Source organism: Sedimenticola hydrogenitrophicus, assembly GCF_025175675.1.
Lineage (GTDB): Bacteria > Pseudomonadota > Gammaproteobacteria > Chromatiales > Chromatiaceae > Sedimenticola > Sedimenticola hydrogenitrophicus.
The window spans coordinates 236,705-256,436 of sequence record NZ_JANIOA010000001.1; the positions used below are offsets into that span (position 1 = coordinate 236,705).

At 63.7% G+C, this 19,732-nt stretch carries 19 protein-coding genes; 8 read left to right on the forward strand and 11 right to left on the reverse strand.

Translation table 11 applies throughout. The annotated features are described in order from the left end of the window. Positions 1-248: 248 nt before the first annotated feature. Entirely contained in the window at positions 249-881 is a 633-nt protein-coding gene (locus tag NPX02_RS01025) for a LysE family translocator (RefSeq protein ID WP_260291250.1), read from the reverse strand. 81 nt (positions 882-962) lie between these two features. Further along, a complete protein-coding gene (locus NPX02_RS01030; RefSeq protein ID WP_260291251.1) occupies positions 963-2,192 on the reverse strand; it encodes a glycerate kinase type-2 family protein in 1,230 nt (409 codons plus the stop codon). Positions 2,193-2,313: 121 nt separating this feature from the next. On the opposite strand from NPX02_RS01030, the gene NPX02_RS01035 reads away from it, so the two are divergent. From NPX02_RS01035 to NPX02_RS01050, 4 genes are all read left to right on the forward strand, one after another. After that, complete coding sequence (locus NPX02_RS01035) at positions 2,314-3,285, forward strand: hypothetical protein (protein WP_260291252.1); 972 nt, start codon at positions 2,314-2,316, stop codon at positions 3,283-3,285. Beyond that, positions 3,282-4,355 (forward strand): hypothetical protein, encoded by a 1,074-nt coding sequence (locus NPX02_RS01040; RefSeq protein ID WP_260291253.1) that lies wholly within the window; start codon positions 3,282-3,284, stop codon positions 4,353-4,355. The genes NPX02_RS01035 and NPX02_RS01040 overlap by 4 nt, the downstream gene beginning before the upstream one ends. A 133-nt stretch (positions 4,356-4,488) precedes the next feature. After that, on the forward strand, positions 4,489-5,478 hold the full coding sequence (locus NPX02_RS01045; protein WP_260291254.1) for a response regulator: 990 nt from the start codon (positions 4,489-4,491) through the stop codon (positions 5,476-5,478). A gap of 2 nt (positions 5,479-5,480) precedes the next feature. Beyond that, entirely contained in the window at positions 5,481-6,443 is a 963-nt protein-coding gene (locus NPX02_RS01050) for a GGDEF domain-containing protein (protein ID WP_260291255.1), read from the forward strand. Between the two features lie 290 nt (positions 6,444-6,733). Here the strand turns inward: NPX02_RS01050 and tsaB are convergent, their stop codons facing one another. Further along, complete coding sequence (gene tsaB / locus NPX02_RS01055; RefSeq protein WP_260291256.1) at positions 6,734-7,429, reverse strand: tRNA (adenosine(37)-N6)-threonylcarbamoyltransferase complex dimerization subunit type 1 TsaB; 696 nt, start codon at positions 7,427-7,429, stop codon at positions 6,734-6,736. Between the two features lie 353 nt (positions 7,430-7,782). On the opposite strand from tsaB, the gene NPX02_RS01060 reads away from it, so the two are divergent. The 3 genes from NPX02_RS01060 (at position 7,783) to NPX02_RS01070 (ending at position 10,257) form a co-directional block, all read left to right on the forward strand. Further along, positions 7,783-9,126 (forward strand): nicotinate phosphoribosyltransferase, encoded by a 1,344-nt coding sequence (locus NPX02_RS01060; protein ID WP_260291440.1) that lies wholly within the window; start codon positions 7,783-7,785, stop codon positions 9,124-9,126. A 21-nt stretch (positions 9,127-9,147) separates the two neighbouring features. Continuing rightward, positions 9,148-9,735: an isochorismatase family protein gene (locus tag NPX02_RS01065; protein ID WP_260291257.1), complete on the forward strand. Its 588-nt coding sequence runs from the start codon at positions 9,148-9,150 to the stop codon at positions 9,733-9,735. Positions 9,736-9,864: 129 nt separating this feature from the next. Then, the gene (locus NPX02_RS01070; RefSeq protein ID WP_260291259.1) at positions 9,865-10,257 is read left to right on the forward strand and encodes a PilZ domain-containing protein; all 393 of its coding nucleotides are present in this window, start codon (positions 9,865-9,867) and stop codon (positions 10,255-10,257) included. 298 nt (positions 10,258-10,555) lie between these two features. Here the strand turns inward: NPX02_RS01070 and NPX02_RS01075 are convergent, their stop codons facing one another. From NPX02_RS01075 to NPX02_RS01095, 5 genes are all read right to left on the reverse strand, one after another. Then, positions 10,556-12,514 carry an ATP-dependent DNA helicase gene (locus NPX02_RS01075; RefSeq protein WP_260291261.1) on the reverse strand — a complete coding sequence of 653 codons (1,959 nt, stop codon included), beginning with the start codon at positions 12,512-12,514 and terminating at the stop codon, positions 10,556-10,558. 8 nt (positions 12,515-12,522) lie between these two features. Then, positions 12,523-12,990, reverse strand: a complete 468-nt coding sequence (locus NPX02_RS01080) for a hypothetical protein (RefSeq protein ID WP_260291262.1) — start codon at positions 12,988-12,990, stop codon at positions 12,523-12,525. Positions 12,991-13,102: 112 nt separating this feature from the next. Next, complete coding sequence (locus NPX02_RS01085; protein WP_260291264.1) at positions 13,103-13,642, reverse strand: hypothetical protein; 540 nt, start codon at positions 13,640-13,642, stop codon at positions 13,103-13,105. Beyond that, the gene (gene mrcB, locus NPX02_RS01090) at positions 13,639-16,014 is read right to left on the reverse strand and encodes a penicillin-binding protein 1B (RefSeq protein ID WP_260291265.1); all 2,376 of its coding nucleotides are present in this window, start codon (positions 16,012-16,014) and stop codon (positions 13,639-13,641) included. The genes NPX02_RS01085 and mrcB overlap by 4 nt, the downstream gene beginning before the upstream one ends. A gap of 69 nt (positions 16,015-16,083) precedes the next feature. Further along, entirely contained in the window at positions 16,084-16,755 is a 672-nt protein-coding gene (locus NPX02_RS01095; RefSeq protein ID WP_260291266.1) for a L,D-transpeptidase family protein, read from the reverse strand. A 294-nt stretch (positions 16,756-17,049) separates the two neighbouring features. Here NPX02_RS01095 and NPX02_RS01100 point away from each other — a divergent pair, with 294 nt between their 5' ends. Further along, positions 17,050-17,472 (forward strand): RNA-binding protein, encoded by a 423-nt coding sequence (locus tag NPX02_RS01100; RefSeq protein WP_260291267.1) that lies wholly within the window; start codon positions 17,050-17,052, stop codon positions 17,470-17,472. 183 nt (positions 17,473-17,655) lie between these two features. Here NPX02_RS01100 and NPX02_RS01105 read toward each other — a convergent pair whose 3' ends face one another. The 3 genes from NPX02_RS01105 to NPX02_RS01115 all read right to left on the reverse strand — a co-directional run bounded on the left by NPX02_RS01105 (position 17,656) and on the right by NPX02_RS01115 (position 19,705). Continuing rightward, positions 17,656-18,150 carry an STAS domain-containing protein gene (locus NPX02_RS01105; protein WP_260291268.1) on the reverse strand — a complete coding sequence of 165 codons (495 nt, stop codon included), beginning with the start codon at positions 18,148-18,150 and terminating at the stop codon, positions 17,656-17,658. Continuing rightward, positions 18,143-19,330, reverse strand: coding sequence for a response regulator (locus tag NPX02_RS01110; protein ID WP_260291269.1), 1,188 nt, complete (start codon positions 19,328-19,330; stop codon positions 18,143-18,145). The genes NPX02_RS01105 and NPX02_RS01110 overlap by 8 nt, the downstream gene beginning before the upstream one ends. Positions 19,331-19,441: 111 nt before the next feature. Further along, a complete protein-coding gene (locus NPX02_RS01115; protein WP_260291270.1) occupies positions 19,442-19,705 on the reverse strand; it encodes a DUF1127 domain-containing protein in 264 nt (87 codons plus the stop codon). Between the last annotated feature and the right edge of the window lie 27 nt (positions 19,706-19,732).

Consider the following 19,732-nt stretch of genomic DNA (forward strand, 5'->3'; position numbering starts at 1 on the left):
ATGGGACACAACCGGAAGCGATACGGGCCGCGGCAAAATTTACCCGCTCTTCCCATGCAACGGTGTAACTACTCACCCGGCCTGTAAGTGATTGGCCTGCCTTGCCGGCCTCACGCGATGGCTGGATCAAGATCGGCCAACAAGGCAGGCCAATCACCCCGTGAGTAGTTACACAACGGTATGAGTATAGATGCCGGGTGGTGGATCTTGAAGTTGGAGGGAAGGTGACGGCCAACCGCCGCGCCGGATCAACGCTCCGTCAGCAGCAGCTTCAGCGCCAGTCCGGCGAATACCACACCGCTCAGGCGGTTGAGAATCAGCCCGCCCCGGCCCTTGCGCAGGAAACCGCCGATGCGCCCCGCCGCCAGGCTGATCAGGCCGAACACCAGCAGCGCACTGAGCATGAACAGCAGGCCGAGGATGGCGATCTGCAGGGTGACGCTGCCCTGTGCCGGATCAAGCGCCGGATTGACGAACTGCGGCAGGAAGGCGAGGAAGAACAGCGACACCTTGGGATTCATGATGTTCATCAGCACCCCGCGCAGATAGAGCCGGCGATAACCGTCGCCGCTGCCGCGCGCGCCGAGTGTCTCGGCCGGTGCGCGGAACACCTGCCAGGCGAGCCAGGCGAGGTAGAGGGCGCCGCCGATCTTGAGCAGCGAGAAGGCCAGCGCCGACTCCTGGATGAATACCGCCACGCCGAGCGCCACCGCGCCGGTATGCACCACCAGGCCGGTGCAGAGGCCGAGGGTAGTGACCACGCCGGCCAGGGGACCCCGGGCGATGGAGATGGTCAGCACGAACAGGTTGTCCGGTCCCGGCGACAGGGCCAACAGCACCGCGGAGGTGACGAACAGCAGCAGGGTGGCGGTTTCAAACATGGCGGATCCTCGATTGAGCCACGATCATAGCATGGCAGCTACACGGCGATGATGCCCATTCAGGTCAGGCGGGAACAGGACTCACCACTTCAGCCCGATCATCAAGTCCATCACATTGGTGCCGGTGGGGCCGGTTTGGATCAGATCACCGCTGGCCTCGAGGAAGCGGCCGGAATCGGCCCGCGCCAGGCACACCTCGGGATCGATACCCAGCGCCCGGTTACCGCGTCCCACGCTGCCGCCGTCGACCAGGGCTCCGGCATCCTCGCCCGGTCCGTCGCCGCCGTCGGTGCCGGCGGCCAGGAAACAGAGGTCCCGGCGACCGGAGATCTGGGTGGCCACCACCAGCGCCAGATGCTGGTTACGCCCGCCCTGGCCGGGATGCTCCGGCAGCCGGATGGTGGGTTCGCCACCCCAGATATAGAGACCGGGCCAAGTATCGCGCAACTCATAGCCGAGGCGGCGGCCGAGCACCTCCACATCACCCCCCAGATGGGCCCGGTTCAGGGTCACGGCATAACCCAGCTCCCGTGCCTTGGCGGCGGCGGCCTCACGGGCATCCACCAGCGAGGCGACGACGCTGATGCGGATATTATCCGGCGGTGTCGCGGCGGGCGCCGGTGCGATCGGCAGCAGGGCCCGCAGCCAGTCGGGCAGTGACAGATCATCCAGGGTGTCCGGTTGCTGTGCCGCCACCAGCAATCCCGAGCCGATCACCCCAGGATCGTCACCCGGCACATCCGAGATCAGCAACACCCGGGCCGGCCGCCCCTGCAGCAGCGGGATAAGGCCACCCCCCTTGATCTGCGAAAGGGCCTTGCGCACCCGGTTCATGGCATCGATCGGCAGGCCGCTCCCCAGCAGCCAGCGGTTGACCCGCTGCAGGGTCTCCAGGTCGATGCCGTCGCGGAGCCGCTCCACCAGCCCCGAGGTACCGCCCGAGATCAGAAACAGCAGGCGGCGATCGCCGGGCCGTGTGCGGATGAACTCCAGCAGCGCATCGCCGGCCTGCAGGCTGCGCGCATCGGGCACCGGGTGCCCCCCCTCGACACAGCGCAGCCCGCGGGCGCCCAGCAGCGGCGCATCGAGATGCCCCGGCTTGGAGATCACCAGGCCGTCCACCACCCGCTCCCCCAATGCCTCCAGGGCGCCCAGGGCCATCGACTGGGCCGCCTTGCCCAGGGCGATGAGCGAGACCGGTCCCGCCACGTCTTGCAGCGGATCCCGCACACAGGTACGCCCCTCGACGCGCGCAAGCGCTGCCTGAAAAATCGTCAGCAGGTCCCGGCGTGCGCCCGCCCTGTCCGGCATGATGTGACTCCTGTTATGCAGTGGCTCTATATCAGTATAAACACAGGACCATTCTAGCCTCGTCAACCAGATATGGTAAGCTGGAGTCCATCGCTGGCCTGAACACCGCTGGGGAACACTCTTGGAAAGCATACAGATACGCCGTCATTTCAGTCGCAATATCCTGATTCGCATGATCATCCTGGGCGCCATCGGCGCCGGCGTGCTGTTCTGGAAACTCGATTTCATTATTGATATCTACTTCCGCGACCAGCTCACCCCCACCGGCCTGATCATCAACGGCGCCATCCTCGCCCTGTTCACCCTCGGGCTGTTCAGGATCATCGGCATACTGGTCAGTTACGGGCTGGAAGAGCGGGCGGTGGTCCAGTTCATGGCCAACCTGCGGGACAAGGTCGATCCGCTCTACGAGGTCGCCGAACAGCGCATTATCGCGCGCCGCTACCGTACCCTGGAGACGCTGCACAAGGCCAACACCCCGATCAATCACAACGCCCTGGCCACCACCCTGGTGGCGTCGGAGAGCACCCGCAACAGTCTGCCGAAGTTCGTCAACAACACGCTGATCCTGAGCGGCGTGTTCGGCACCATCGTGTCACTCTCCATCGCCCTGATCGGCGCCTCCGACCTGCTCGCCTCGGCGGTCAACGTCAATGGCATGGGACTGGTCATCCACGGCATGTCCACCGCGCTCTCGACCACCATCACCGCCATCGTCTGCTATATCTTCTTCGGCTATTTCTACATGAAGCTGACCGATGTGCAGACCAACCTGGTAAGCGGGGTGGAGCAGATCACCGCCGCCCACCTGATGCCGCGCTTCCAGATCCAGACCGAGAGCGTGCTGTTTGAGTTCAGCGGACTGATCCGCTCGCTGCAGAGCCTGATCAGCAAGATGGAGGGGTCCCAGGTCTCGTTCCAGAACCTGGCCCAGGAGATGCAGCTCTCCCAGGGTAACATCCAGGCGCTCGAGCAATCCATCAGCCGGGCGATGCAACAGGCCTATGAGGAGCGCATCCAGCCCATCACCCGGGAGATGGAGGACATCAAGCGGCTGCTCAGGGATGGCTTCCGGCTGCACGAGGACGTATGAACTCCGACAACAGCTTTGTCGATCTGCGGCTGAACCGCCAGGAGGGACAGAACCAGGATAGCTTCTGGCCCTCCTTCACCGACATCATGACCGTGATCGTGATGATCTTCGTCATCGCCATGGTGGTCCTGTTGCTACGCAATATCGAGCTGGTCAACCAGCTGCGCGCCACCATGGAGGCGGAACGTGCCGCGGTAGAACTGGCCAAGGCCACCGGCGAGGAGAAGGAGAGCCTGGCACTGAAGCTGTTCGCAGCGGAAAACGACCTCTCCATGCTGCGCATGCGCCTGATGCAGCTGGAAGAGCAGCGCACGGAACAGGCCGGCACCATCGACACCCAGCATCGCAGCATCGTCCAGCTGCAGGCGGAAAACGAGTCGCTGCAACTACTGCGCGACCAGCTCAATGCGGAGAATTTCACCCTCACCCAGCAGTTGCAGAAACGGGACGTGCTGATCCAGCAGCAGCAACAGAACCTGGAGGATCTGCAGCAGACCCTGCTCTCGGCACAACAACAGTTGAGCCGGTTCCAGGAGGAGATCGCCTCCGCCCACTCGGCACTCAATACGCTGGAGCAGAACTACGTCGCGGTACAGGAGCAACTGGCCCAGCTGCAGCAACGTTACAGCAGCCAGTCGGGCGAACTACGGGCGGCACGGGTCGCCGAGCTGGAGAGTGGCCGGCAACTGCAGACCCTGCAATCCAATTTCCAACAGCTCAAGGTCAAATACGACAAACTGATCCGGCCGGCCCGTTCACCCGCAGGACGCTACCTGGTGGAGGTACGCTACACCAAGCCGGACAAACGCATCCTGGCCGAATACCAGACCCAGGAACAGCCGGGCTACCGGTCCGTCTCCCAGGAGCAGCTGGAGACGGTTCTCGGCGGGCTCAAGAAGCAGCAGGACAATGGACTCTATATCAAGGTGATCTTCCCGGAGAACAGTGGTCTCACCTTCACCGAGGCGTGGGGCCTGACCTCCCATTTGCACGCCAGCTACGACTACTATTTCCAGGGCGGCGGCCCCGAGTTGGTCCCGGTGCTGCCCACCCCCGACCAGGGTGAATGAACGCCGCAGCGGATACCTCCGGGGGATGGCCCCGGAACTTGGCACGCCACTTCACTTGATTCTGGCCTTGATCCGGGGTTTTGTTGTTATACTCGCAACCGAACGCCCAATATAACTATAAGCCGGTCCGACTATGCCAATACCCGTCATCATCTGTGACGATTCAAGCTTTGCCAGAAAACAGGTCATGCGCGCCCTGCCCTCCGGCTGGGACGTGGATCTGACATTCTGCGAAAACGGCCGGGAGGCGGTCGCGGCGATCGAGGCCGGCCAGGGGGACATCCTGCTGCTTGACCTGACCATGCCGGTGATGGACGGCTTCGAGGTGCTCGAGTACATCCGCTCCAACGATCTGCCCACCCTGCCCATAGTCATATCCGGCGACATCCAGCCGGAGAGCCACAAACGGGTCATGGCGCTCGGCGCGGTCGCCTTCATCAAGAAGCCGGTGGACCCGGCCGAACTGACCCGGGTGCTGGATGAGTTCGGGGTGCTGGAGATCCTCACCGGCAAGGAGCCGCCGGCCAACGTCCAGGTCACCTTCACCGAGTGGGTGCAGGAGATCACCAATGTGGCCATGGGACGGGCGGCGGACCTGCTGGTGCGGGTGGTGAATGAAAAAGTGGAGCTCTCCATCCCCCACGTCAGCCTGCTGGACCGGGGCGATCTGGAGATGACCCTGAACGCCACCGCCCACGGTGACAGCTTCTCCTGCATCACCCAGGGATTCATCGGCGGCGGCATCTCCGGCGAGAATCTGCTGCTGTTTCACGACACCGATATCCGCCATGTCGCCGAACTCCTCAACTTCGATCTCAACCACCTGGAAACCTCCAGCGAGATCGAACTCTACATGGATATTGCCAATGTGCTGGTTGGCGCCTTCCTCAAGGGCTTCGCCGAACAGCTGGATGTCTGCTTCAGCCAGGGACATCCCCGCATCACCATCCACAATCAGGACAGTGCCGTGATCCTTGCCAACCACCAGGGACACGACCGGATACTGACCATAGAGGTCAACTATGTGATCGGGGACAATCAGATCCGCTGTAATCAACTGGTGCTGATCACACCGGAATCCATTGCCGCGCTGAAGCTGCGCTCGGGTGAGGAGATTATCTGATCATGAGTTCGCTCAACGACGATATTTCAGAGATGCACCTGCTGTTGGGGATTATCCACAATGTGGATGTAGGCCTGGTGGTGCTCGACCGCGACTACCGGATCAAAATCTGGAACCATTTCATGTGGAACCACAGCGGCATCAACCCCTTTACCCTGACCGACAAGAACCTGTTCGAGGAGTTTCCGGAGCTGCCGGTCAAGTGGCTGGAGAAAAAGCTGGATACGGTATTCCTGCTCAACAACCGGGCATTCTCCTCCTGGCAGCAGCGCCCCTACATCGTCCGCTTCAACAGCTATAACCCGATCACCGGCCGCTCGGACACCATGTTCCAGAACATGACCATCTTCCCGCTGACCGGTATCTCGGGTGAGGTGGAGCATGTCTGCCTGATGCTGTACGACGCCACCGATGCCGCCCTGGACGAGCAGGCGCTGCAGTCGGCCAACGAAGAACTGGACCGGCTGGGGCGCACCGACGGCCTGACCGGCCTGTACAACCGCCGCGCCTGGGAGCATCACCTGGAGAACGAATTCAAGCGGTTTCCGCGTAGCGGCAAACCGCGCACCCTGGTGATGTTCGATATCGACCACTTCAAGAAGGTGAACGACACCTACGGCCACCAGGCCGGCGATGAAGTGATCCGCATCACCTCGGCCCTGCTGCAGGAGACCAAACGGGAGATCGACATCGCCGGCCGCTATGGTGGCGAGGAATTCTGCGTCATCCTGCTGGATACCGACTGCCAGGGCGGCAGGATCTTCGCGGAGCGTCTGCGCCAGGCAGTGGAGGCGACCCGGGTGAATTACGACGGCCAGGAGATCCGCTTCCGCATCAGCCTCGGCGTGGCCGAGATTCGTGCGGACTTAGCCAACCACAGCGTATGGCTGGAACAGGCGGACAAGGCGCTCTACCAGTCCAAGGAGGGCGGCCGCAACCGCACCACGCTCTACACGCCGGAGTAAGGGCCATCCGGCGGGCACGGCCCACCCTATGTCTGGTGTCGAGTTAACGCGGGAACAGCGCGACCGCCCCTATACGAACCACGGATCCACACGGATGGACACAGATGGGTTCACCCTGCCGGGCACATGCATGCCCCCGCCCGACCAACTCCCTGCCGGGGCTTCCCTATCCAAAATCCGTGTGTATCCGTGTCCATCCGTGGTTCTTCCTAAGCCATAGGGGATCCCGTAGGCACCGTGATTTGTTGGATTGTCCCGGCAGGCACGGCCCGCCCTATGAAAATACCGATTTACCCCGCCCGGGATTCGCCCGGCCGGGACGCCACCTTGTCGCGCAGATAGACCGGCGCGGCCAGTTCCGCCGCCACCGCCTCGCCGCGGACAAAACCGGCCGCGCCCAGCAGCGCCACGTCGTGGGCACTGCAGAGCAGATCCGCATTCACTTCCCCGACCGCGTCGCCGAGCCGCTGGTCCAGCAGATCCCGGTAGCTACCCCAACCGGCCCCGACACCCTGCCAGCCGCCGCCAGCCGGCAAGGTTACCCGGTCGGGCGCGGACACCTCATCGGCTACCCGGGCCGAAACCAGGCCCTGGGCATCCACTTCATAGGCGCCCCAGTAGACCTCCTGCATGCGCGCGTCGTAGGCCGGCAGCAGACGCCGCCAACCCAGCTCGCGGAAGCCCCGTTGCGCCAGGGCGGCCAGGGTGGAGACCGGGACCACCGGCAAGTCGGCGGCGAAGGCGGCGCCCTGCGCCACACCCACCGCAATGCGCACCCCGGTGAAGGCGCCGGGCCCGCGGCCAAAGGCGATGGCATCCAGCCCCGCGAGTGTCACCCCGGCCTCGGCCAGCAACTCATCCAGCATCGGCAGTATCAGCTGGCTGTGCATGCGCGGTTGCACCTGGTAACGCTCAATGACGTTCCCGTCGATCAACAGTGCGGCGGAGCAGGCTTCGGTGGCGGTTTCCAGGGCAAGTATCTTCATGGCCACCGATTGTATCCCAGCTCCCGCTGAAAGTGGCTATTTTTGCTGACCGGCGCCAACCGGATCGCTCATCTATTCCACCCGCCCGTAGCTCCCCCCCACTGCCTGCTATGCTTAAATTTGTAATCACTTGGACAGTACCGCTGACTATGGCGTTGCTGCGGAGCGGGTCGCCGACGCCACCGTCCCTTATCAGGTTCCCAGCGACCCTTCCCCGGTCCCGCCCGCGCCCCGGCTACGGGTGTGGCCGGCAATTATCGCGCACATCCTGTGTGGCGCCGGGTAGGATTTACCGTGTGATGCCCGGAATACCATTCGACCAAGAGCGACTCCCCGCCACCAGCGGTACCGACATGGCGATGCCGGGCCAGGGGCTCGCCCTGTTCACGGATCTCTACGAGCTGACCATGCTTCAGGCCTACCTCGAGGAGGGCCTGACCGAACCGGCGGTTTTCAGTCTGTCCGTACGCCGCCTCCCGGCACGCCGCAACTACCTGCTCGCCTGCGGCATCGACAGCGTGACCGGGTATCTGCAGCAGCTGCGTTTCCGCGACGACGATCTCGCCTATCTCGCCTCGCTCCAGCTGTTCAGCGACCGGTTCTTGTCCTGGCTCGGCGCATTCCGCTTCAGCGGGGAGATGCAGGCCGTTCCCGAGGGCACACCGGTGTTCGCCAATGAACCCATTCTCGAGGTTTCGGCACCGCTGCCGGAGGCGCAACTGATCGAGACGCTGGTCTTGAACCAGGTGCACCTGCAGACCGTTCTGGCCTCCAAGGCGGCCCGGGTGGTAGCCGCGGCGCAGGGGCGGCCGGTGATCGATTTCGGCGCCCGGCGCATGCATGGCCTCGATGCCGCGCTGAAGGCTGCCCGCGCGTTTTACATCGGCGGGGTCACGGCGACGTCGAATGTAATGGCCGGCAAGCTCTACGGTATCCCGGTCGCCGGCACCATGGCGCACAGCTACGTGCAGGCGCACGAGGACGAGGCGGCGGCATTCCGGGCGTTCGCACGACTCTATCCGCAAACCATACTGCTGGTGGACACCTACGATACGCTGGCCGGCGTGGGCAAGGTCATCGCGCTGGCACAGACATTCGGTAAGGACTTCCAGGTGCGCGGGGTGCGGCTCGACTCCGGCGATCTCGCGCAGCTCGCCGGGGCGGCGCGGCAACTGCTCGACAGCGCCGGTCTGCAGCGGGTCGAGATCTTCGCCAGCGGCGGGCTCGACGAGGACGCCATTGCCGGCCTGCTGGCATCCGGCGCCCCCATCGACGGCTTCGGGGTGGGCACCCACATGGGCGTCTCCAGCGACGCCCCCGATCTGGATATCGCCTACAAGCTGTGCGAGTACGCGGGCGAGGGGCGCTTGAAGCTCTCCTCGGGAAAGCCGGTGTTGCCGGGACGCAAACAGGTTTTCCGGGTGCTGGAAGGCGAACGCGCCGTGCGCGACATCATCGCCCGCAGCGACGAGCCCTGTCCTGGATCCGCACTGCTGGAACCGGTAATGTGCAATGGCACCCGGGTCTCGACGGCCCGGCCCCTGACCCGGATCCGCGACTATGCGCGGGCGCAGATCGAGCGCCTGCCCGCGGCCGTGCGGGTGAACACGTCCGCCACCCCGCCCTATCCGGTGACGGTGAGCGCGGAACTATCGCGCTTCCAACGCCATGTCAGGGATAAAGTGGCGCATTTATGACCAGGCAACTGGAGGCACAACATGGATCACATCGAAGCGTTACTGCAACCGGGTGACGGCCTGCTTCTGGTGGATGTCCAGAATGATTTCTGCCCCGGGGGTGCGCTGCCAATCAGCGGCGGTGACGGGATCGTCCCCCTGCTCAATCACTGGATTGCCGCGGCTACCGCCAGGGGGGTACCGATCTATGCCTCGCGTGACTGGCACCCGGCCGGCCACATCAGCTTCCAGGAGCAGGGTGGCCCCTGGCCGGTACATTGCCTGCAGGACACGCCGGGGGCGATGTTCCATCCCGAACTGCAACTGCCGGGGTCCGTGGTAAAGGTCACCAAGGGCGTACGCTTCGACCATGATCAGAACTCCGCGCTCGACGCGACAGGACTGGAGGTCCGGCTGCGCCAGGATGGGGTCAGGCGATTGTGGATCGGCGGGCTGGCCGAGGATGTCTGTGTGCGGGCCAGCGTGCTCGACGCCCTGCAGGCGGGTTTCGCGGTCGTGCTGATCGGTGATGGCACACGCCCGGTGATCCGGGAGAACGGCGTCAAGGCACGCCGGGAGATGCAGGACGCCGGTGCCGAGGTGCACATCACGGGACTTACCGGTCGGTGATACCGCGGGTACGCGATGCCGCGATCGCGAGCCAGGTCCGGCCCGTCGGCAAAGGGCGCATTATCTCTGCGCCTGGATTATTTTCCGCCTACAATTGGGGTTGGTTCCATTCCGAGTGGGGAGTCCGTTATGTACTTCGGCAAGAAATATGAAAACGCGCCGCCAGGGGGTAGTGTCGCCGACGAGCGCCGGGCGATCCTGCGCCGCCACCTGATCTATTACCTGCGGGTATGGGACACCGCAACGGATACGCTGCTCGGGCATATCGTGGATATCAACACCGACGGCCTGATGCTGATCAGCGAGAAACCGATCGAAACCGGCAAGCCGTTCGACCTGGAGATCCGCTGTCAGGGCATCGCGGGCGCACCGGAGACGATCCGCTTTGCCGCAGTCAGCCGCTGGAGCAACAACGACGTCAACAGCGCCTTCTACGATACCGGCTTCCAGCTGGTCGATCCCTCGGAAGAGATCCTGGAACCGATCCGCCAGATGATCCGCCAGTACGGATTCGGGGAGTAGCCCAGGACCCGCCGGAAGCCCGCTGCCACATCACCCCACACAGGCACGGCGCCCACGGGGCGCCCTATGGCTGAGGAAGAACCACGGATGGACACGGATACACACGGATTTTGCATAGAGGAACTGTCGAACAGGCGGTTGGCGGTGCGAGGGGCATGTATGTGTCCGGCTGGAGGGTGAACCCATCTGTGTCCATCCGTGTGGATCCGTGGTTCGGATAGGGGTGGTCGAGCTCTTCCCAAGTTACCTCGGTACCCGTAGGGCGGGGCGGGCGCGGCGCCCACGGGGCGCCCAAGGTCTATTTGGTTTCATCCGCGGTTGATTCTCCATGCTCCGCCTCCGGCCCGGCCTGAAAAAACCGTACCACATCCTCCAGGTCGCGGGTGCGTGCCATCGGCGGCATGCTCTCCAGGAACAGGTGACCGTAGCCCTTCTTCAGCAGCCGCGGATCGCACATCACCAGCACGCCGCGATCGGTCTCGTCGCGGATCAGCCGCCCCGCCCCCTGCTTCAGGGCAATCGCCGCCTGCGGAACCTGGTACTCCATAAACGGATTGCCGCCCTGCCTGCGCAGGGCATCGATGCGCGCCTGCAGCACCGGATCGCCCGGGGAGGCGAACGGCAGCTTGTCGATAATGACGCAGGAGAGCGCCTCCCCCCGCACATCCACCCCCTCCCAGAAGCTGGCGGTACCCAGCAGCACTGCATTGCCCAGTTGGCGGAATCGCGCCAACAGTTCACCCTTGGGCATGCTCCCCTGCACCAGCAGCGGGTAGTCGAGCCGCTCCGCCAGGCAGTCGGCCGCCTCACGTAGCGCCCGGTGGCTGGTGAACAGGATAAAGGCGCGCCCCTCGCTGGCCTGGATCACCGGCACCACCACCTCCAGCACCGCCTGGGTGTAGTGCGGCTCGCGTGGTTGGGGCATACCCCGGGGGACGTACCAGAGCGCCTGGTGCCGGTAGTCGAACGGGCTGTCCCAGCAGGCGGTGCGCGCCTCGGTCAGACCCAGTTGGCGCTGAAAGTGGTCAAAACGCCCGCCCACCGCCAGGGTGGCCGAGGTGAAGATCCAGCTGCCGGGATGGCTGGCCATGCGCGCCTGGAACAGGGCGGAGATGTCCAGCGGGGTGCGATTAAGGCGGAAACTCTGGCTATAGGTCTCGAACCAGCGGATGTATTCCCCCTGCGCCTCGTCTTCCCGGGTCAGCTCATTGAGACATTGGCGGATCGACTTGCAGCGGGTGAGGCAGCTGTCCAGCCCCTTGCCACGCCCCTCGACCAGCTGCAGCAGCTCGATCATCTTGGCCAGCGCCCCATCCAGCTGATCCAGGGCGCGCAGGATCTGGCGATCGGCGGCGATCTCCGCCCAAGGGCCGCGACGCATCTCCAGGCCAAACCGCAGCCGCAAGTCGCGCACCCCTTTGGCCAGTTGCGCCGACTGCTCCGGCACCGCCTTGATATCCCCCGCCTCGCGCTGGTACTCGGTATCGATATCGCGGCACAGATCCAGCAACTGGCGACCGCTGATCCCGGAACCGAAGAAGTTGCCCGCCACCTCGGGGAGTTGATGCGCCTCGTCCACCACAAAGCAGTCCGCGCCCGGCAGCAGCTCGCCGAAACCGCCCTCCTTGAGGGCAAAATCGGCACACAACAGGTGGTGATTGATCACCACCAAATCCGCCTCCTGGGCACGCCGCCGCGCCTCCACCAGGTGACAGGCACTGTAATCACCGCACTCCGCCCCCAGGCAGTTCTCCGTGGTGGAGGTGACCAGCGGCCAGATGCGGGCATCTTCCGGAATATCGGTGAGTTCGGCGACATCGCCGCTGCGGGTGCGCCCCGACCAGCGCTGTACCTGCATCAGTTGATCCACCATCTCGCGGCTGTTGAGCCGCCCCTCCAGCAGGGTCATCTCCATGCGGTGGATGCAGAGATAGTTGGCGCGGCCCTTGAGCAGGGCCACATCGACCGGCACCGCCAGGGCCTGGCGGACTCGGGGCAGGTCACGGTGAAACAGCTGATCCTGCAGATTCTTGGTGCCGGTGGAGATGATCACCTTCTGCCCCGCGAGCAGGGCCGGGACCAGGTAGGCATAGGTCTTGCCGGTGCCGGTGCCGGCCTCGCTGATCAGCACCTCACCCCGGGTCATGGCCTGCATCACCGCCACCGCCATCGCCTCCTGCTGGGGGCGGTAGGTAAACCCCTCCACGCAGTTGGCCAGCAGGCCGTCGGGACCCAGGATTTCGCTGATTTCAGACATGATCCGGTTTAATCGTTGTGGTCGCGGGACCAGGCCAGCCGGCCGATGATCTTGAACCGGGCCACCGAGAGCGCGCCGCGCTTGGCCCGGCCGCTGCTGGATTTGTCCATGAATTCGAGCAGCTCCCCGCGCTCCGCCTCGTAGATCTCATACGGCTCATACTCCTCATCCATGAGCACCAGCACCACACAGTCCCAGGGCTGGTCGGCCTTGATCTGGCCGATGCGCTGGCCGGTCTTGCTCTCATCGAATATGGTCCGGCTCTTGATCTGGATACGCCGGCCATCGCGTGCCGGGTCGAGCGCATCGTAACCCCCGACCGCGGCATCGACCGGGGTCAGATGCAGCAGCCGGATGGCGTCATGCAGGGCGATCTCGTTGCTGATGCCGGGCAAAGGCTTACCCATGGCCCGCCGATACTCCGCTGCGAGCTGGCGTGCCTGGCCGATCAATTTGTCAGCGGCATAGAGGCTCATGCCGATAAATCTCCCCGGATATCAATGGCTTTCAGCGGGATTGTATCCTAAACCGTTGGCGACTGCCGCATCCTTGATCGGGCATCAGGCAAAAACATCCGCACTCGGAGGCTCACTGGAGCATGCGCGCCTTGCGCTCGGCCACGTTGGCACCGGAAACATCCCCGGCCGCCCGCCGCGCCCGGGCGATCAGCTGCCAGCTGTCCCGTTTCAAGGCCACATCGCCGCCCGCCAGGGTGAGAGATTTATTGGCCAGATCGGCGGCCAGGAGATGGCGGCCCTGGATCAGGCGCAGACCGGCCAGCCGGTACCAGAGATGGGCGTTGCGCGGTTCGATGCGCAGTGCCCGCTCGATGGTGCCGACAGCCCCGTTCAGGTCATCGGTCCGCTCCTGTTCCAGCGCGGTCGTCAGCAACGCACCCACCGCCCTGCTGTGCAGCGGGGTGAGGGGAATGGCCGGTGCCGGCTCATAGGCGGTGATCTGTATCCCCCGCTCCTCGGCCGGCGTTACCACGGCCGCGCTATCCGGCTCGCTGGAGACGGGGGCCGGTTGGCGTTGTCCGACGGATTCCAGCGGGCGCTGCGGGGCCGTGTAGCAGCCGGCCAGCAGCAGCCCCGGTAACAGCAGTGCCGTATATCTTTTCCAGTTCATTCAAAAAAACTCCGAAACAGCCGCCGGATCGAGGTCCCCGGCTGGCCCGCACAGGCGGCGGTGACCGTGGGCGCCGAACCGGCGATAAAAGGATACTGCAGCGCATCCGCGCACCCTTCGTCGGCCCTGAAGCCGGAGCCCGGATCAATCCACACCGTCTCCACCGCATCGGGCCTCAGCAGGGAGAGCGGCAACGGATGCATGCGCCGCATCATATCACCCCAGACCTGCAGTGCACCCGCCGCCCCGGTCAATCCCGCCGGCTTGTTGTCGTCACGTCCGACCCAGACCACGGCCACCTTGTCGCCGCTGAAGCCGGCAAACCAGCTGTCGCGCAACTCATCGGTGGTGCCGGTCTTGCCGGCGATGTTCAGCGAACTGTCGAGATAGCGGGCCAGCCCGCGTCCGGTGCCGCTGCGCACCACCTCCTGCAGATTGCGGTTGAGCAGGTAGACCGGAGCGGCATCCACCGCCTGGCGCACCGTCAGGGGATAGCGCTGCAGCGGCTGGCCGCTGCTCGACTGAACCCCGCGAATCGCCCGCAGGGGCGAATAGAAACCGCCGGCGGCGAAGGTCTGGTAGAGCTGGGCCACCTCCAGTGGTGACAGGGAGAGCGAGCCCAGCAGCATGGCCGGGACGCGGTTGACCGGCCGGCTGATGCCCAGCCGCTCCAGCAGGTCGGCGACCGTCCCCAGACCGAGATCCATGCCGAGCCGGACCGTCGCCAGGTTGTAGGATTTGGCCAGGGCCAGATGCAGCGGCACCTGACCATGGGAACTGCGATCGTAATTTTCCGGAACCCAACGCTCGCCCTCGCGACCGGCGATACTCAGGGGGCCATCATCCAGCCGGGTCACCAGATTGTAGCGGTCGGACTGCTGCAGCGCCGCCAGATAGACCACCGGCTTGACCAGTGACCCGATCGGCCGGACCGCATCCAGGGCACGGTTGAAACCGGCATAGCGGGCACTCCGCCCCCCCACCAGGGCGCGCACCTCGCCGCTCTCGCCGTCCACCAGCACCGCCGCGCTCTCCAGTTTTCCGCCAGGCAGGCCGTGCTGCTTCTCCAGGGTGCCCAGGCGCGCCGCCACGGCGGTTTCGGCCTGCTGCTGTGCCCAGGGGTCGAGCGTGGTGAAGATGCGCAACCCCTCCGAGGTGAGATCCTCCTCCCGGTAGTCCCGGTGCAGCTGGCGTCGCACCAGGTCGATGAAGGCCGGATAACTGCCCCGGCCGTCGCCTTTCTGTTGCACCCCCAGCGGTCGCCGTTGTGCGGCGGTGGCCTGCTTGGCGGTGATCACCCCCTGCTCCTGCATCACCCTGAGCACCAGATCCCGGCGCTCCCTGGCGCGTTGCGGATGGCGCCTGGGATCGTAATAGGAGGGGCCGCGCACCTGGGCCACCAGCAACGCCAGTTGCGACAGGTCCAACTCCTGCAGGCTGCGGTTGAAGTAGAAGTGACTGGCCAGGCCGAAGCCGTGAATGGCCCGTCCGCCATCCTGGCCCAGGTAGATCTCGTTGGCGTAGGCACCGAGGATATCCTCCTTGTCGTAATGGGCCTCCAGCAGCAATGCCATGGCGGCCTCGTTCAACTTGCGCCAGAGACTGCGCTCCCGGGTCAGGTAGAAATTTTTCACCAGCTGTTGGGTCAGGGTGCTCCCCCCCTGCACCACCCCACCGGCGCGCAGGTTGGCCCAGATCGCCCGGGCGATGGCCCGGGGATCGACTCCATGGTGCTGATAGAAGGTACGGTCCTCCATCACGATCAGCGCCTGCACCAGGGGGTCCGGCAGCTCCTGGCGCTGCACCAGCACCCGGTCCTCGTTGTGCGCCGGATAGATGCTGCCGATCTCGGGCGCCTCCAGCCGTACCAGGGCCAGCTCCCCGCCGCTCACCTCGGCCAGTCGCTCGATCTGTTCGTCGGCGAAGCGGATGTCCAGGAAGCGTCCCGGCTCCTGGCTGTCCCAGAAACGGAAATCACGCGCCCTGATCAGGAAGCGCCCGGCATTGCGCGACCAGCTGGCCGCCAGTTTGGGATAGGGAACCTGCTGATAGCCCATGCGCCGCAGCTCCGCCACCAGCTGGTCCGGGGTGACCGGCGCCCCCGGGTAGAGCTCCAGCGGCCGCCCGTACACCCGCGCGGGGACGGCCCAGCGCTTGCCCTCGAACTTGACCCTGACGGTGTGATCCAGGTAGATCAGGTAGGCCCCCAGCACCAGGGAGAAGAGGAAGCCGAGGGCCAGTAACCGAGCGATCCAGCGCCGGGCGCGGCCACTCCCGCGACGCGACCGACCGGTCGTCCGGCGCCCGCGGGTGCCGGTGGTGGTTTTTCGTTTTGCGGAAGACTGGGTACGTTTTCTGGGAGTTTTGGCCATCGGCTGCTAGTTGGATACTCGTACTTGTGTCGTGGGGTCTGCCGGTGCGGCCGGCGGCGAAGTTGGGGGCTACAGTTTTTCGGCCAACGGGAACAGCTGCAGCCGCTGGGCGATCCGGTCGTGCAACTCGCCCACCCAGGGCGGGACATATTCGGTCGCCGACGGGTGCGGTCTGAAGCGGTAATCCCGGGGCGTAATCAGTACCGATACATTCTGCTCACCGATCAGCGCGGTCAGCACGAACAGCTCCTCGGCGGCACTGTTGCCCATTGCCAGACAGCCAGTGGATACCTGCCCGCCATGAATAAAGATATCCCCGCCCAGATTGCCCCGGCCATCGAGCTCCGCCTGCCGGCGGTCATAGGCGTTGGGATAATCCAGTTTCAATGAAAGGTGGTAGGCACTGTTGGGGTTTAAAAGTTCAATCCGGTACTCGCCTTCCGGCACCTGTCGGTCGCCCTCCCTGAGCTTCGGGCCGGAGCGACCACTCATCGCCTTTACCCGGTAGTCCTTGATGTGTTGCCAGGGGCCGTCGTTCATAGCCCACAGCTCCATCAGCCGGGTATCCTTGAAGGCCACCAGCGCGACCCGCCGCGGCGGCCAGTCGACATCGGCGAATTGAAATCTTGGCTGCAGCCGCGCCTCCACCTTGTCGCTGTAGTGGGAGAGCACATCCTCTACCGTACGGGGGGCCGCTGCCGCCCTAACCGGCATCTGCAGAAGGGACAGCAGACCGACCATGATGATTCCGATTTGCCGTAAAAAAACGCGCCCCGGAATAGCCGGGGGTGATTGCTGAAATACCTGAACGCTCATGCCCTGCATATCTACACTATCCCGTCGCAAAATGAAACCGGCGGGACCCGGCCGCTCCGCCGACCCAATCTTTTAGCCCTTATAGATTTGGACACTCCGCATCTGCCGGGCATTGCGCAATCGATAAAATCTGCGATCAATCGCACAACACGGCCACCGCCACCGACTAGAATATGAACAATGTTATCAGGGACGACGATCAAAGGGGGACAACACGGCATGTGGGTGATCATCCAGGGTATACCGCCCAGCACTTCCCAGAGCGAACTGCGGCAATTTCTCAACCGGCGACTCAAACGCAAAGGCTGGCTCGGACTCGCCATCAGGCGGCGGAACCGGCTGAAAAGCTTCTCGATTCTCAGAATGACCGACCGGCAGACCGGCAGCGTGGAGTGTCACGGCCTGGCCGAACTGGAGACCGCCGGACGGGACGAAGAGACCTTGCGGAACCTGAACGGCCATCAGCTGCACGGGCGGACGGTGGCGGTCCGCAAGTACTATCATCGGTCGGCCAGCGCACACCGCGAGGCCCTAAAGAAGGAGCGGGAGAGCCAATTCGGGCGACCGGAGCGGCGGCGCCCCGGCCTGTATATCGAGATGCTGGGACCGGGACCGATCGATTCACTGTTGCAGCGCCGCTGAATCCGTCCGAACCGGGCCCGTAGCTTGGGGTGAGCCTGCGAACCCCGACGGGATTTCATGCATGTGCGCATGCTGTTGGGGTTCGTTCCTCACCCCAACGGGCTGACCAATTGTATCGATGGGTTGATGGGTTACGTCGTCCCTCCTCCACACAGCCTACTCGCTACCCACTCAATTGCTCGACTACGACGGTTTCAGCTCCGCTTCGAACGCCTTGACCACATCCCGGAACTTGACCCGGTTCTCCTCGTTCAGGTGCATCAGGGCGCGGTGCGCCTCCAGCAGTAACCGGCCGTTTGCCGGGCCGCCACTCTCCAGCGGGCGGATATCGACCGGCTCATCCCAGGCCGTGACCGGCTTATCGACTATGCTGAACACATCATCGAAACCCACCGCCCCCAGCAGTTCGTTGATATCGGGCTGATTTGATATCAGAGTCACTTTTGGCAACCTGGCCTTCTGCATCGCCTTGGCCAGCCGGGCCAGTATGCCCAGATTGGTGCTGTCGATACTCTCCGCCCGGGTCAGGTCAATGACAAACCCGCGGATATCCGGTTGTTGCAGCAGTTGCTGAAGATAGCGGTCCAGCGCCACACAGAGCGTGTGCCGGACATCGCCGCGGTAATAAAGGACTTCCACCCCATTGTGCGATCCATGCAGAATTTGGCCATTACCCATCTCTCTCACCACGCACAATAGATAAAAACGCGATATCGTCCGGTATCTCATCGAGCCTTTCAATATCGAACCGCTCCACCAGCGCCTCTATGGTCGGCGTCCCCCGGGTAACCATTTGCAACAACCACTCGGTTCGCCGGCGCGCCGAGTCCCGGGGAAACAGCTCCAGGATACCGTCCGAGATCATCAGAAACTGTTGCACCGGCTGAAAATCGATCTGGTGCTGGGTATAGATGGAATCCTCGAACAGACCCACCGGCTTGTCGTGGAGGGTCAGGGTACTGATCTTTTCGCCGTCGAACAGGATCGGGTAGGGGAATTGGCCACCGGAGCAGAAGCGCAGCCGGTGCTCCCGAACATCCAGCACACCATAAAAGATGGTCAGGTATTTTTCGATCGGTGACTGGTAGATCGCCCGGTTCAGATGATCCAGCATCTCGTGGGGCTGCCGGATCACCTCCTCCTGGGATCGCTGGAAGGCATCCAGATGCTTTTCAAACAGCGTCTTCAACATCACGGTGACAAAGGCGGAAGCGGCGCCATGGCCGGAGATATCGGCAATATAAAAACCCACTTCGTAGTTACCGATGGGAAAATAGTCGACAAAGTCGCCGCTCAACAACAGCGAGGGGAAGAGCTTGCGCCGGAACAGGTATTCACCGTATTGCGCTTCGGGGGGCGGCAGCAGACTGGACTGCAGGGCGCGCGCCGCCTCTTCGTCCTCGCGTAACTGGCCGAGGGCAATGGAGAGTTCCTGGTTGAGCTCCTCCAGGTGTTTCTGGTGATCCCGGTTCTCTTTGATCAAACGTGCCCGGTTCAGGGCGCGCTCGATCGCCGTATCCAGGATCTGGAAATCCACAATCGGCTTAGTGATGTAATCCCAGGCACCCCGTTTCAACGCCTGGATGGCGTCACTCACCTGGTTGGCGCCCGACACGATAATGATAGGAGTGTCGGGCGAGAGTTCGGCGAGGGTTGAGAGCACATCCAGTCCATCCATGCCGGGCAGCCGCAGGTCACACAGAACCAGATCCGGCTTGGCCGAATTGAACAGTTCAACCCCTTCCACACCGTTGGTCGCCTCAAAATAACCGTATTCCAGGTCCTCCAGATGCGCCACCAGGCTGCGTCGAACCGCTGTCTCATCCTCGATGGTTAATATTTTTACTGCCTGATCCATTACCGTTCCAGGGATTGTTCTTCTCTCTCGCCAACGCCTTCTACTTGTCTCCTAGTTTAGACAGCATCCAACGTGGGCGGGTAGTTTTCTTTGGCCCCGGAACGGCTGGGATCAACGTCTGGTCACCCGGTCATCCCAGAACGGACGCCTGGCCTCCCGTTCCGCCTCCAGCCGGCTGATGCCGATATCCTTGAGCATCCCGTCACTCAGGGTCCGCAGCAGATAACGCTCCCGGGAGAGCATGCGCCAGCGGTGCAAACGGTCGGTCAGCTCACGTATCAGCCAACTCAGGGTCAGCTTCCGTTGTGTGCTGATGGGCGCCCGCGGGGCAACGGCTGTGGAAAATGACTGGCTGAGTGAAATCGTCTGTTTCATAACGCCTCCTGATCGGGTTGTTCGGTC